The organism is Brachybacterium sp. HMSC06H03 (genome assembly GCF_001807385.1).
Taxonomy (GTDB): domain Bacteria; phylum Actinomycetota; class Actinomycetes; order Actinomycetales; family Dermabacteraceae; genus Brachybacterium; species Brachybacterium conglomeratum.
Genome location: NZ_KV788805.1, coordinates 1 through 11,296, shown reverse-complemented (window position 1 = coordinate 11,296; position 11,296 = coordinate 1). Strand labels below are relative to the sequence as shown.

Annotated in this window: 13 protein-coding genes; 6 read left to right on the top strand and 7 right to left on the bottom strand. The window is 72.3% G+C overall.

Going from position 1 to position 11,296, the window contains the following annotated elements; translation table 11 throughout:
• The first annotated feature begins 105 nt into the window (after positions 1–105).
• The gene (locus HMPREF3159_RS09200) at positions 106–342 is read left to right on the top strand and encodes an acyl carrier protein (RefSeq protein WP_070500753.1); all 237 of its coding nucleotides are present in this window, start codon (positions 106–108) and stop codon (positions 340–342) included.
• 209 nt (positions 343–551) lie between these two features.
• Here the strand turns inward: HMPREF3159_RS09200 and HMPREF3159_RS09195 are convergent, their stop codons facing one another.
• Entirely contained in the window at positions 552–1,283 is a 732-nt protein-coding gene (locus tag HMPREF3159_RS09195; protein ID WP_070500752.1) for a GAF and ANTAR domain-containing protein, read from the bottom strand.
• Positions 1,284–1,860: 577 nt separating this feature from the next.
• Here HMPREF3159_RS09195 and HMPREF3159_RS09190 point away from each other — a divergent pair.
• Complete coding sequence (locus tag HMPREF3159_RS09190; protein ID WP_070500751.1) at positions 1,861–3,411, top strand: alkaline phosphatase D family protein; 1,551 nt, start codon at positions 1,861–1,863, stop codon at positions 3,409–3,411.
• A 21-nt stretch (positions 3,412–3,432) separates the two neighbouring features.
• Positions 3,433–4,278: a polysaccharide lyase family protein gene (locus HMPREF3159_RS09185; protein WP_070500750.1), complete on the top strand. Its 846-nt coding sequence runs from the start codon at positions 3,433–3,435 to the stop codon at positions 4,276–4,278.
• Between the two features lie 58 nt (positions 4,279–4,336).
• Here HMPREF3159_RS09185 and HMPREF3159_RS09180 read toward each other — a convergent pair whose 3' ends face one another.
• A complete protein-coding gene (locus HMPREF3159_RS09180; protein ID WP_070500749.1) occupies positions 4,337–5,056 on the bottom strand; it encodes a GAP family protein in 720 nt (239 codons plus the stop codon).
• 252 nt (positions 5,057–5,308) lie between these two features.
• Here HMPREF3159_RS09180 and rfbA point away from each other — a divergent pair, with 252 nt between their 5' ends.
• From rfbA to HMPREF3159_RS09165, 3 genes are read left to right on the top strand one after another with little or no spacing between them, the layout of a single operon-like run.
• Positions 5,309–6,196, top strand: coding sequence for a glucose-1-phosphate thymidylyltransferase RfbA (rfbA, locus tag HMPREF3159_RS09175; protein ID WP_070500748.1), 888 nt, complete (start codon positions 5,309–5,311; stop codon positions 6,194–6,196).
• Positions 6,196–7,209 carry a dTDP-glucose 4,6-dehydratase gene (gene rfbB, locus HMPREF3159_RS09170; RefSeq protein ID WP_070500747.1) on the top strand — a complete coding sequence of 338 codons (1,014 nt, stop codon included), beginning with the start codon at positions 6,196–6,198 and terminating at the stop codon, positions 7,207–7,209. The genes rfbA and rfbB overlap by 1 nt, the downstream gene beginning before the upstream one ends.
• A complete protein-coding gene (locus HMPREF3159_RS09165; RefSeq protein ID WP_070500746.1) occupies positions 7,206–8,633 on the top strand; it encodes a sugar nucleotide-binding protein in 1,428 nt (475 codons plus the stop codon). Before rfbB ends, HMPREF3159_RS09165 begins: the two co-directional genes overlap by 4 nt.
• 28 nt (positions 8,634–8,661) lie before the next feature.
• Here HMPREF3159_RS09165 and HMPREF3159_RS09160 read toward each other — a convergent pair whose 3' ends face one another.
• The 5 genes from HMPREF3159_RS09160 to HMPREF3159_RS09140 form a co-directional block, all read right to left on the bottom strand.
• Positions 8,662–9,537, bottom strand: coding sequence for a M23 family metallopeptidase (locus tag HMPREF3159_RS09160; RefSeq protein WP_083305888.1), 876 nt, complete (start codon positions 9,535–9,537; stop codon positions 8,662–8,664).
• A gap of 176 nt (positions 9,538–9,713) precedes the next feature.
• Positions 9,714–9,938, bottom strand: a complete 225-nt coding sequence (locus HMPREF3159_RS09155) for a hypothetical protein (protein WP_070500745.1) — start codon at positions 9,936–9,938, stop codon at positions 9,714–9,716.
• A 50-nt stretch (positions 9,939–9,988) separates the two neighbouring features.
• Positions 9,989–10,285 (bottom strand): DUF4235 domain-containing protein, encoded by a 297-nt coding sequence (locus HMPREF3159_RS09150; RefSeq protein WP_070500744.1) that lies wholly within the window; start codon positions 10,283–10,285, stop codon positions 9,989–9,991.
• 53 nt (positions 10,286–10,338) lie between these two features.
• Positions 10,339–10,722 (bottom strand): DUF3618 domain-containing protein, encoded by a 384-nt coding sequence (locus HMPREF3159_RS09145; RefSeq protein WP_070500743.1) that lies wholly within the window; start codon positions 10,720–10,722, stop codon positions 10,339–10,341.
• 1 nt (position 10,723) lies between these two features.
• Positions 10,724–11,233 carry a phage holin family protein gene (locus HMPREF3159_RS09140; protein ID WP_246821585.1) on the bottom strand — a complete coding sequence of 170 codons (510 nt, stop codon included), beginning with the start codon at positions 11,231–11,233 and terminating at the stop codon, positions 10,724–10,726.
• Between the last annotated feature and the right edge of the window lie 63 nt (positions 11,234–11,296).

Genomic DNA, 11,296 nt, shown 5'->3' with positions numbered 1-11,296 from the left:
GAAGAACTCGGCCGACCCGAGCCAGGCCGGTCGCAAGGGCGGCCAGAGCTCCTGAGGCTCGCCAGCTGACAGCGCCCCAGCGCCGTCCACTCTGAGGAGGACATCATGCCCGCTGGACAGACCGGTTTCGACGACGTCACCTTCGATCTGATCTCCGTGCAGTACCACTCGCTGAAGGCCGGGCACGACTACGGCCAGTACGTGCGCGACGCCCGCAACGCGGGGCAGGAGGAGATCGCCGCCTTCTTCGAGGAGGTCATGGCGCAGGACGCCGACCGCGCGAAGAGGTGTCACGAGCTCCTGCGCGAGCTCGGAGGGATCGACACCACCAGTCCGCAGTAGCAGGGCGACGCTCTGCGAAGGCCCTCGGATTCCTCGGAATCCGAGGGCCTTCTGCTGTCCCGGCTCCGCCCCGGCTCCTCCTTCGTGACGATGCGTTACGACGCCTGGACCGCCCCGGCATCACCCCCGATCGGTCGGACGGCTGAGGGAGCCAGGCCGCGACCGTGCCTACCCGGAGCTCGCCGCCGCGGGAACCGTCAGGAGCAGTCCTACGCGCGGAAGTGGTTTTCGAGGTAGTCCGGATCCAGGGACGAGACGAGCTCGACGGCGAGATCGCGGAGCTTGACGTTGCGGTGGTTGGAGGCGTCCTTGAGGATGCGCATCGCCTCGGCGTGGGTGCAGCGGTTCTGGCCCATGATGATCCCCGCCGCGAGACTGATCGCCGTGTGGGAGCTCATCGCGGCGTGCAGGTCGTGCTCGGCCTCGCGATGAGTGGCCAGGCGGATGGCGAGACGCAGGGCGCCCGAGGCCCGGTCGACCTCCTGCTGGATGCGCGCGATCACGTCCGCCTCGAAATGGTGGGGCGCGGGGGAGTAGATGTTCAGGCCGGCCCAGGCATCGTCGTCCACCTCGAAAGGGACGCCGAGGATGGAGCGCACGCCCTGTTCTGCGGCCGCGGGGAGATAGTCCGGCCACCGCGTGTCCTCGCGCACGTCGCCCACTCTGATCACGGTGTCCTCCCGGATCGCCGTCATGCACGGCCCGTCGGTGAAGCTGTTCTGCAGCTCGTCGAGGGCTTGCGCCTCGAGCCCGGAGGCCGCGGCGGTGCTCGCCTTCCTCTTCCGCAGCAGAGTCACCGCGCACCACGCCGGGGCGTCGCCATCTGAGATCTCCCGGGCGAGCATCGCGGTGAAGTCCTCGAGGAACGCGGAGATGTCGTCGCTGTGCAGGAGAAGATCCTGGAGCTCCTGTCGATCCATCGCGACTACGTCATCGGTCATCTCGGCTCCGTTCTTGCCGTGCGGGTGATCAGTCGTGGCCCGGGACGACCGACGGTCTTGACATCAACGGTACATTCGCGCGAGGCATACCGAGGGTCCGCCGACTCCGAGTGTTCGCAGTCTCGGTGAGCGGGCCACGTCAGGGTGGCGCACGAGGTGCTGGATGCGCTCCTGGATTTCGCCGAAGGCACCGTCCCGCCCGGGGCGGCGCTGCAGGGGGAGCGAGAGGGTGCGTGAGCGGCCTGAGCGGGTTCGCCCGAGTGGTCAGCGCTCGCCGGACGATTCCTCTCTGCGGACAGTTCTCTCGGGGTGACCCGCATCGGATCGTGCACCACCGGCGCGCAGGACGCGCAGCGTCGAGCTGACCGCCGCGTGACGGCGTCGCCAGATCCTGACTGTCGGCCTCTTCTACGGCCACTACGGGATCGGCTGAGCCCTTCGGGGCCCTGAGCACGCTGTGTCGGGAGTCGGGCGAGGCGTTGCGGGATCGTCCGACCGATGTTCGCCGCGATTCATCCCGAGTCCATCTGCGGCGGTGACGGTGAGGGAGCACCCCTGCCCCCGACCGGGAGTCCTCATGCCCAGCGCGCCCACCGCCGCCCCCGTCAGCCGTCGCCGCCTGCTCCAGCTCAGCGGCGCCTCCGCCGCCATGATCGCGCTCGGCATCGACGCCCCCTCCGTCGAGGCCGCCCCGCCGCCGGGGACCGAGGGGATGTTCTCCCTCGGCGTCGCCTCCGGCGCCCCGCGACCCGACGGGGCGGTGCTGTGGACCCGTCTGGCCCCCGAGCCGCTGGCCGAGGACGGCCACGGGGGGATGCCGTTGAAGGAGGTGACGGTGCGCTGGGAGGTCGCGACCGACGAGGACTTCCGCGGCATCGTCGCCCATGGCCGGGCGCTGGCCCAGCCCGGCCTCGCCCACTCCGTGCACCCGCGCGTCGAGGGGCTCGAGCCCGGCACCGAGCACTTCTACCGCTTCCGGGTGGGTCGCGAGCTCAGCCCCGTCGGCCGCTTCCGCACCCTGCCCGCCGCGGGCGAGACCCCGGAGTCGTTCTCCTTCGGGCTCGTCTCCTGCCAGGCCTGGTACCACGGCCACTTCACCGCCCACCGCCACCTCGCGGCGGAGGAGGACCTCGACCTGGTCGTCTTCGTCGGCGACTACATCTACGAGTACGGCATCACGGAGACGAACCTGTGGCGCCGGGGCGCCGAGGTGGGCGAGGCGCACCGCGTCGAGATCGAGACGCTCGAGCAGTACCGCCTGCGCTACGCCCTGTTCAAGTCCGATCCGCACCTGCAGGCCGTGCACGCCCGCGCCGCGGCGGTCGCCGTCTGGGACGACCACGAGGTGCAGAACAACTACACCGGCCCCCTCTCCGACACCGGCATCGGCGAGGAGGACTTCGCCCACCGGATCGCGGTCGCCTATCGTGCGTTCTACGAGAACATGCCGCTGGACGTCGCCGCGCTGCCCGAGGGCCCGGACACCGACATCACCGCCGGCTTCGACGTCGGGGCGCTGGCCCGCTTCTCCCTGCTGGACTCCCGCCAGTTCCGCGACGCGGAGCCGGCCGACGCCGCCGAGCAGCAGCGCGAGGACCGCACCATCCTCGGCACCGCGCAGGAGGAGTGGGTCGGCGAGCGGCTCGCGAGCTCCGAGGCGACCTGGAACCTGCTCGCCAACGGGGTGGTGCTGGTGCCGATCAACGAGAAGAGCACCGACATGTGGGACGGCTATCCGGCGGCCCGCCGGCGCCTGCTCGCCCAGATGGCCCAGGCGCAGAACCCGGTGATGCTCACCGGCGACATCCACAAGCACGTCGCGGCCGAGATCCCCGCCGACCCCGACGACCCGGGCGCGGAGCGCCTCGGCGTGGAGCTGGTGTGCACCTCGGTCGCCTCCGACGGCGACGGCGCCGAGGACGCCGGCAGCCCCGGGACCTGGACCCGGCACGACTACGTGAAGCTCTACGACGGCAGGCGCGGCTACGTGCACGTGCGCCTCACCCCCGAGGAGATGGTCTCCAGCTTCCACGTCGTGGAGTGGATCGAGGCCGACGACACCGCCCCGAAGCAGCTCACCGCCCGCTTCACCACCCCCGCGGGCGAGCCCCGCCTGATCCCGGCCTGAGCCGGACGAAGGAGCACCGCCATGAGCCCGCGCCCCGCCGTCGTCACCGGCCTCGCCGCCGAGCCCGCCCTCGTCGCGATCTCCCTGACCTGGGACTCGCTCGGCTTCGACCCGCTGATCGACCACTACCGCATCTACGGCCTCCGCGGCGGGACGGCCCCCGACACGGCCGACGAGGCCGCGCTGCTGGGCAAGACCGTCTACCCCCGCTTCCGGCACACCGGCCTCGACGTCGCGGGCGAGACCTGGACCTATGCGGTGCTCGCCGTCAGCGACGCAGGGGAGCGGGGCGAGCCCTCCGCCCCGGTCAGCGCCGCCTCCGACCCCTCGGTCACCGCGACCGGGACCCCGGTCGCGACCATCGGCGACTTCGACGGCCGCACCCTCGAGCACCTCCTCGCCCCCGCGTCCTACGCGCAGATCCCCGAGCGGTTCCCGGATGCGCTGATCGAGTACGTGGACGGGACCGACGCACCCGGCGAGGCCTGGCCCTACCTGCTGCCCGGCCCGGGAGACGCCTGGGCGGGGAGCAAGCCCTACCGCGCCCGCTGGACCGTGACGCTCGAGTCCTCGCCGAGCGAGGACCACGACCTCGCGCTCTGGCTCGTGGACACCACCCGTCTCGGCGGCCTGCTGCGCATCGCGGCGAACGGCGAGCACATCACCGATCTCGAGCTGCCGGTCGGCGCGACCCGCGGCTCCCGCGAAGGGGACGCCACCGTGCCCGGTACGCCGCTGCGCCGCGCCCTGCTCGAGCTGCCCGTCCCGGCCGCCGCGCTGCAGGAGGGGCAGAACGTCATCGAGCTCGAGCTCGCCGAGGGCGGCTGGGTCGCCTGGGACGCGCTGGGGCTGTTCGCGCGGGGGTGAGACCGGGCGGGGCGCGGCGTCGTCCCCGGCGGCTCCGCTGCCGAGCGCCCGGCCCCGCTCACCGCAGCATGATCAGCTGGCGCAGCCACGGCACGTGCCCGCCCAGCAGGGCGACCGCGCCGTCGGCCAGCACGGCGAGGCCGGCCAGGACGAGCACGGTCGCCAGCACCGCCTGCAGCATCCGGCGGCGCGGGGAGAAGATCTCGAGCAGCCGCGCCACGATCTGCTCGTGGCGGCCGACGGCGGCGGCGACGATCACCGTCACCAGCGGCAGCTGGTAGACGAGGTTCCACACCACCAGCAGCGCGATCCGCAGCGTGAGGTGCTGCTCCTGGGACGCCAGCCCGACGGCGATCGTGAACGCCGGATCGGCCAGCGCGGTCCCGGCTAAGGCCACCCCGCCGAGGACCAGCGGGACGGTGGCCAGACGCGCCGGAGCGGCCCTCTCCTCGAGCGGGCCGTGCGGTCCGGGCGGCTGCGAGGCGGCGCGGAACTGGTGCACGCCGAACCCGATCAGTGCGAGGCCCACGACCGCCTCGACCGCGCCGATCGCGTCGTTCGACTCCAGCACGGGATGCAGCCAGCGTCCCAGCAGGGTCAGCAGCGGGTGCAGGACCAGCGTCGCCGCGACCACGACCGCGACGTACCCCGCGGCGAAGGCCAGCAGGTGACGCATCGTGCCGCCGCGCAGCAGCATCCCCATGGCGAGCACCCCGCCGAGCAGGTCCATCGTCACCACGGCGAGCCCGAGGAAGGCGAGGAGGCCGGCGGAGGTCATGGGGGCCAGCGTAGGGCGTGCCGGGGACCGGAACGACCCGGCGACCTGCACGGACCGGGTGGGGACAGCCCCCGGGCGATGCATCGGCGGGACGTCCGCACAGGGTCCCCGGAGGCGTCGGACCTCCGTCCTAGGGGGCGCCCGCACGCCGTCCGCGAAGGCGTCGGCACCCGTCGTCCGCGCCGCCTGCAGTGTCGGCCACATCCCGCGGAACGGAAGAGGATTCCACCCCTCGCCTGCCAGAATGGCCACATGCGCGGAATCATCCTCGCGGGCGGCACGGGCTCCCGGCTGCACCCGCTCACCCTCGGCGTCTCCAAGCAGCTGATGCCCGTCTACGACAAGCCGATGATCTACTACCCGCTGAGCACCCTGATGCTCGCGGGGATCCGGGAGATCCTGATCATCACCACTCCCGAGGACCAGGCCGCCTTCCAGCGCGTCCTCGGCGACGGCTCCCGCTTCGGGATCGAGCTGGAGTACACCGTCCAGCCCTCCCCGGACGGTCTCGCCCAGGCGTTCGTGCTGGGGGAGGAGTTCCTGGACGGCGAGAGCTGCGCGCTGATCCTCGGCGACAACCTCTTCTACGGCCAGGGCATGGGCACCCAGCTGCGCCGCTACTCGGAGGTCGACGGCGCCGCGGTGTTCGGCTACTGGGTCAGCGACCCGCGCTCCTACGGCGTGGTGGAGATGGGCGAGGACGGCCGCGCGCTCTCCCTCGAGGAGAAGCCCGCCGCGCCCCGCTCGAACCTCGCCGTGCCGGGCCTGTACTTCTACGACCGCACCGTCGTCGAGCGGGCGAAGGCGCTGCGGCCCTCGGCCCGCGGCGAGCTGGAGATCACGGACCTCAACCGCAGCTACCTCGAGGACGGACAGCTGCAGGTCGAGGTGCTCACCCGCGGTACCGCCTGGCTCGACACCGGCACCTTCGACGACCTCGCCGCGGCCGGCGAGTTCATCGCCACCGTCCAGAAACGGCAGGGCCTGTCCATCGGCTCCCCCGAGGAGGTCGCCTGGCGCATGGGCCACCTGACCGACGAGGAGCTGCGCGAACGGGCGCAGCCCCTGGTGAAGTCCGGCTACGGCCGCTACCTGCTCGACGTCCTCGACCGCGAGACGACCCCCGGAGGTCCCCGCTGATGTCCCCCCACCTGCTCGTCACCGGCGGCGCCGGCTTCATCGGCTCCAACTTCGTCCACCACGTCCTCGCGCACACCGACGCGCGCGTGACCGTGCTGGACAAGCTCACCTACGCCGGCTCCGCGGCCTCCCTCGCCGGCCTGCCCGAGGACCGGGTGCGCCTGGTCGAGGGTGATGTCGCCGACGCCGCGCTGGTCGAGGAGCTCGTTGCGCCGCTGACCGGCGAGGGCGACGCGATCGTGCACTACGCGGCCGAGTCCCACAACGACAACTCCCTGGCCGACCCGTCCCCGTTCCTGCACGCCAACCTCATCGGCACCTTCACCCTGCTGGAGGCGGCGCGGAGGCACGGCACCCGCTACCACCACATCTCGACCGACGAGGTCTACGGCGATCTCGCGCTCGACGACCCCGAGCGGTTCACCGAGACCACCCCGTACAACCCCTCCAGCCCCTACTCCGCCACCAAGGCCGGCAGCGATCTGCTGGTCCGCGCCTGGGTGCGCTCCTTCGGGGTGCAAGCGACGCTCTCGAACTGCTCGAACAACTACGGCCCCCGCCAGCACGTGGAGAAGTTCATCCCCCGCCAGATCACCAACCTGATCGACGGGATCCGCCCCCGCCTCTACGGAAAGGGCGAGAACGTGCGCGACTGGATCCACGCCGACGACCACTCCTCCGCGGTCCTGACGATCCTGGAGAAGGGCCGGATCGGCGAGACCTACCTGATCGGCGCTGACGGGGAGAAGAACAACCTCGAGGTCGTGCGGATGCTGCTGCAGCTGATGGGGCGGGAGGCCGACGACTTCGACCACGTCACCGACCGTCCCGGCCACGACCTGCGCTACGCGATCGACTCCACCAAGCTGCGCGAGGAGCTCGGCTGGGCCCCGGCCTACCCGGACTTCGCCGCCGGCCTCGCCGCGACCGTCGACTGGTACCGGGAGAACGAGGACTGGTGGCGCTCGCAGAAGGCCGCGACCGAGGCGAAGTACGCGCAGGTGGGCCAGTGACCGCGCTGCCCGTCGTCCACGAGACCCCGATCCCCGGCCTGCTCGTCGTGGACCTGCCCGTCCACGGGGATGCGCGAGGCTGGTTCAAGGAGAACTGGCAGCGCGAGAAGATGCTCGCCGCCGGGCTGCCGGACTTCGGGCCCGTCCAGAACAACATCTCCTTCAACCAGGCCCCCGGCGTCACCCGCGGCATCCACGCCGAGCCCTGGGACAAGTACATCTCCGTGGCGACCGGTCGGGTGTTCGGCGCCTGGGTGGACCTGCGCGAGGGCGACTCGTTCGGCGCCGTGTTCTGGCACGAGATCACCCCGGAGGTCGCGATCTTCGTGCCCCGCGGGGTGGGCAACGCCTTCCAGACCCTCGAGGCGCCCTCGGCCTACACCTATCTCGTGAACGACCACTGGTCCGCGGCGGCCCAGTCGCAGTACACCTTCCTGAACCTCGCCGACGAGGCCGCCGCGATCCCCTGGCCCATCCCGCTCGCGGAGGCCGAGCTCTCCGAGAAGGACCTGAATCACCCGCGCCTGGCGGACGTCGCCCCGGTCCCGCCGCGCCGCACCCTGGTCGTCGGCGCGAACGGCCAGCTGGGGCGCGCGCTCGCAGCGCGCTGGCAGGGGCGGGCCGACGTCGACCTCGTCGGCCGCGACGGCCTGGACCTCGCCTCGGCGGAGTCGGTCGCCGCCTTCGACTTCCGCCCCTACGGCACGATCGTCAACGCGGCCGCGCACACCGCTGTCGACGCCGCCGAGACCCCGGAGGGCCGTGCCGAGGCCTGGACCGTGAACGTCGACGGCGTCGCCCGGCTCGTCGAGGCCGCCCGCACGCAGCGCGCGACGCTCGTGCACCTCTCGAGCGACTACGTCTTCGACGGCACCGCGGAGGTCCATGACGAGGCGGAGCCGCTGACCCCGCTCGGCGTCTACGGGCAGACCAAGGCCGCCGGCGACCGGCTCGTCGCGACCCTGCCGGAGCACTTCGTGCTGCGCACGAGCTGGGTGGTGGGGGAGGGGAAGAACTTCGTCGCGACCATGGCGAGCCTCGCCGAGCGCGGCATCGACCCGATCGTTGTCGACGACCAGATCGGCCGCCTGACCTTCACGGACGACCTCGCCGCCGCGATCGAGCACCTGCTCACCGTCCGTCCCGAGTCCGGGGTGTACAACCTCAGCGCCGGCGGGGCGCCGACGAGCTGGGCCGGGATCGCGCGCCAGGTGTTCGCGCTGACCGGCCACGATCCGCAGCGCGTCACCCCGGTGCCGACGGCCGAGTACTACGCCGCCCAGGGGAGGGCCGAGGGCGACGGCACCATCGCGCCGCGCCCCCGCAGCTCGGTGCTGGACCTCGCGAAGATCGAGGCGACTGGTTTCGTCGTGAGGGACCAGGCCGAGGCGCTCGCCGCCCACCTCGGGGTCGTCGGCCGCTGAGCCGGGACCGACGGGCACCGCGCCGGCATCAGCGGGCGGAACCCTCCGCGACTGCGGTGAACAGCTCCTCGTTCGCAGGCACCCCGGTCCGCACCGCGCCCTCCTCGTCGAGATAGCGCCAGGTGAACGGCACACCCTTCGCAGTGGTGATGTCGGGCCCGTCCATGAGCTGGACGTGGACGTGCGGATCGGAGGAGTTGCCGGAGTTACCGCACTGCCCGAGCACCTGACCGGCCCGCACCCGCTCACCCGCCCGCACCGTGGGCGAGCCGCGCCGGAGATGGGCGAGCACCGCGACCGTCCCGGCAGGGACGTCGGCCCCGTCGCCGTCGTGGGCCGCTCCGCTCCGGGCCGCGCGCAGCATGACGTGGTTGCCCAGCAGGTGCCGCGGCGAGCCGAGGCTGCGCACGAATCCCTCGAGCAGCAGGTACGCGATGCCGGGCAGGGAGAGGCGGCTGAGATGGTCGCGGCTGGTGCCGTGCACAGCGATCACCTCCCCGTCGAACGGGGCGAGCACCTCCTGCCCGAAGGACGGGAACCCCTCGGGCCGACGCATCGGCGCCCAGAACGGATCCAGGGTCCGGGGCGAGGCGCCCTCGGGCTCGTGGGTGATGTCCAGGGCGTAGGTCTGCGCGAGATGATGGGTGTGAGACGGGACCGATGAGGCGGGGGAGTTCAGGCCGCGCCACCGCCCGCGCACCGGCACCGCGACCGGCACCGGGTCCTGCTCCTGCGAGGGGCGCTGGAGGCGGGTCTGCAGGAACTGGCCGACCAGGCCCAGCACGACGAGCGCGACCCCCAGCAGATAGAAGACGTCGATCCCGCGGCCCAGCGAGACCGTCGCGATGATCAGGAGCGCACCGAGCGCGGGCGCCGGCCCGGACAGTCGCAGCGCGGAGGACATCGAGGAACCTTGCCGGTGAGGGGGGGCGGAGATGCACCCACAGTACGCACTGCCGGGTCGGTCGTCTCGGGTGTTCCGCGACCGCTCTGAGGGGGCCTCGTCGCCGGGGCCCGCAGTGTCGGGCTCAGCCGGCGCAGACCCCCGGCCGGCCCGACGGCCCCGGGGCGACCGACGGGTCAGTGCCCGTAGCCGCTTCCCGGCTCGGTCCGCTCCTCCGCATCGATCTCGTCCTGTTGCGCCTCGATGATGCCGTCGTGCTGCTCGGCCTCCTCGCGCGAAAGCCTCTTGGTGCGCTCGTCGACGAGGTCCTCGATCTCGTCCGTCGGCGAGCTCTCCTCCCCCTGGTCCTCCGGGTTGGGGCGCGCCTCGTCATCAGGGTGGTGCATCGGTGTGCTGGTCATCTCGGTACCTCGTCTCCTGGTCGATCGGTCCGGTGGTGTCCCCGGACGGGTCAGTCGCCGGGCCATTCCCCGAACGTCTTCTCGAAGGCTCGGGCGCCGCCACGGTCCACGAGCGCCTTGACCGTCGCGTAGATCGCGCCCTGGAGCGCGGCGGCGATGAGGATCTCCCGCAGCGGGAACTCGGACTCGAGCGCCTTGGGGGTGTCCTTCGACCGTGAGGGAGAGGCGACCTTCCAGAGCTGCTTGAACAGCACCCCGGAGAGGGCGCCGCTGACGATCCCGCTCGCCAGGCCGACGGGCCGGTAGAGGATCTTCGCGGACGTGCTGGTGGGCTTCCGATGGGCCATGAGGTGCTCCTTCGCGCAGTGCAGTGTGGCGGGCCCGGCCGGGAGGGGCCGGGTCAGCGCCGACGGGTGATCAGCAGGCCGACGGCGGCGAACACCGTCGCGCCGGCGACCGCGGCGAGCAGCGCCGGGACGGGGCTGTGCGGGTCGGCGGCTGTGTGCCGGGCGTGGGCGAGCGTGGACTGTGCGCTCTCGCGGGCGTGGTCGACCTGCCCACGGGCGCGGTGCGTAAGCCGGCTGATCTGCTCATCGGCCTGCGCCTTCGGGTCGAGCTTGTCGGAGAGCGCCTCGACCGTCTCGCCCAGCTCGCGGCGGGTGCGCGCGATGTCGGCCTCGATCTCGTCGGGGCTCGCGTCGTCGGCCGGTTCGCGGGGTTCGCCGGCGTCGGGGTTCACGCGGATGTTATCGCCCTGGCCGGGCGTGGCAGCTGAGTGGGACATGTCAGATCCGCTCCTTGATCTCTCGGGCGTCGCGGCGCACGGTCTCGACCGTGCGCTCCGGCGCGGGGGTGAGGCCCTCGGCCTTCTTCTTGCCGAGCAGCGCGGCGATCCCCGCCGCGATGAACACGGCGACGGTGACGATCAACGCCGCGGCCCAGGCCGGCAGGAACAGCGCCAGGACCAGGATCAGCGTCGCCAGGAGCGTGCCGACGCCGAACCAGGCGAGGACCGCGCCCGCGCCGAACAGCCCGGCGGCGGTCCCGCCCTGCTTGGCCTTCTCGGTGTACTCGGCGCGGGCGAGCTTCAGCTCGTCCCGCACCAGCCGTGCGGTCTGCTCCGACAAACGGTCCACGAGGTCGGCGACGGACGGTTCCCCGGGGGGTCGAGAGGTGGTCACGGGAGGCTCCCTTCTCAGCAGTCGCTCCCACCATGCCGCGCCGATCATCGGGGCGGGCCCCGCCCCGGCGCGCTGTGCGCCGGTGTGCGAGACGGAGCTGGTGGTGCTGGCCACAGCCTAGGGACGATGCGGCGGCACCGGCCACGGCCGGCGGACCGGCGCGGAGGTCCGCCGGCC

Excerpts from the sequence above, each read along its gene's own strand:
- HMPREF3159_RS09200 (WP_070500753.1), top strand. The coding sequence starts at position 106 with ATGCCCGCTGGACAGACCGGTTTCGACGACGTCACCTTCGATCTGATC.
- HMPREF3159_RS09195 (WP_070500752.1), bottom strand. The coding sequence starts at position 1,283 with ATGACCGATGACGTAGTCGCGATGGATCGACAGGAGCTCCAGGATCTT.
- HMPREF3159_RS09190 (WP_070500751.1), top strand. The coding sequence starts at position 1,861 with ATGCCCAGCGCGCCCACCGCCGCCCCCGTCAGCCGTCGCCGCCTGCTC.
- HMPREF3159_RS09185 (WP_070500750.1), top strand. The coding sequence starts at position 3,433 with ATGAGCCCGCGCCCCGCCGTCGTCACCGGCCTCGCCGCCGAGCCCGCC.
- HMPREF3159_RS09180 (WP_070500749.1), bottom strand. The coding sequence starts at position 5,056 with ATGACCTCCGCCGGCCTCCTCGCCTTCCTCGGGCTCGCCGTGGTGACG.
- rfbA (WP_070500748.1), top strand. The coding sequence starts at position 5,309 with ATGCGCGGAATCATCCTCGCGGGCGGCACGGGCTCCCGGCTGCACCCG.
- rfbB (WP_070500747.1), top strand. The coding sequence starts at position 6,196 with ATGTCCCCCCACCTGCTCGTCACCGGCGGCGCCGGCTTCATCGGCTCC.
- HMPREF3159_RS09160 (WP_083305888.1), bottom strand. The coding sequence starts at position 9,537 with ATGTCCTCCGCGCTGCGACTGTCCGGGCCGGCGCCCGCGCTCGGTGCG.
- HMPREF3159_RS09155 (WP_070500745.1), bottom strand. The coding sequence starts at position 9,938 with ATGACCAGCACACCGATGCACCACCCTGATGACGAGGCGCGCCCCAAC.
- HMPREF3159_RS09150 (WP_070500744.1), bottom strand. The coding sequence starts at position 10,285 with ATGGCCCATCGGAAGCCCACCAGCACGTCCGCGAAGATCCTCTACCGG.
- HMPREF3159_RS09145 (WP_070500743.1), bottom strand. The coding sequence starts at position 10,722 with ATGTCCCACTCAGCTGCCACGCCCGGCCAGGGCGATAACATCCGCGTG.